General features: G+C 54.9%; 1 protein-coding gene. It reads right to left on the bottom strand.

Annotated elements, in window-relative coordinates; all coding sequences use genetic code 11:
• Positions 1-78 precede the first annotated feature (78 nt).
• A partial coding sequence (locus KDK13_RS11815; RefSeq protein WP_257285172.1) for a molybdopterin dinucleotide binding domain-containing protein occupies positions 79-1,053 on the bottom strand: 975 nt, incomplete at its 5' end.

The following is a 1,053-nucleotide window of genomic DNA, read 5'->3' on the forward strand; positions in this document are numbered from 1 at the left end:
CCGTACACCTGGCCGTGTCGACGTAAAATCCCAACTGTTTCATCGAGAGTTGCTTCATCGAACGTTATTCCTATCCTGTTATGCCTTGGCAATTTCCACCAGATTGGTGTGCATCGGGTTACCCTTTGACAATGGCGTATTGCGCTGAGTGGTCAGCACGTTGAATGAGCCACCACGGTCAACACCGTCTTTACCCGGTGCGTACCAGGCACCTTCTGCCAGGGCGGCGACACCGGGCATAATCCGGGGGCTGACTTTAGCCGGAACCCGGGTCTCGCCACGGTCATTCCAGACTTTCAGCATGTCACCATCTTTGATTCCCCGGGCTTCGGCATCAGCCGGGTTCATCCACACCGCATCCGTTACGGCTTCACGCAGCAAAGCGACGTTATGGTATGTGGAGTGCACACGGCCCTTGGTGTGAAAGCCAATTAACTGCAGGGGATATTTTGCCGTCAGCGGGTCCAGATGGCTTTCCCAGGTGGTCACGTACTGTGGCAGCGGTGTCACCACATCACCTTCTGGCAGTTCCCATTCAGCGGCAATGGTCGCCAGTTGTTCGGAGTAAATCTCTATTTTACCGGATGGTGTGCCCAGCGGGTTCTTCACAGGATCCTTGCGGAAATCTTCCAGGGCGATACGAATATTTTTCGGTGCCAGCTGCTTGTAGGGACCGTCACGACGCAGGTCTTCCAGCGTTGGTACCTGAGGCTGTTCTTTGCGCATCTGCTCATACAGTTCCGCCACCCACTGCTCATGGGTCTTGCCTTCTGTGTACTGTTCTTCCAGGCCAAAGCGCCTGGCAATACCTGCACAGATGTCGTATGCACTGCGGCACTCATACATCGGGGCAATAGCGGGCACCAGCGGAATCACGGCGCCCAGGCTTCCGGAGGCATAACCGTTGCTGGCCACTTCATGGTTTTCGATGGTGGTGATATCCGGCAGTAGAATGTCAGCAAAACGTGCGGTAGGCGTCATATGGTTTTCGAATACCAGGATGAACTCGCAGAGGCTCTCATCCGACAGGATCTGTTTTGTCCGGTTGATATC

The sequence above is a fragment of the Endozoicomonas sp. SESOKO1 genome, from assembly GCF_024606265.1.
GTDB lineage: Bacteria > Pseudomonadota > Gammaproteobacteria > Pseudomonadales > Endozoicomonadaceae > Endozoicomonas.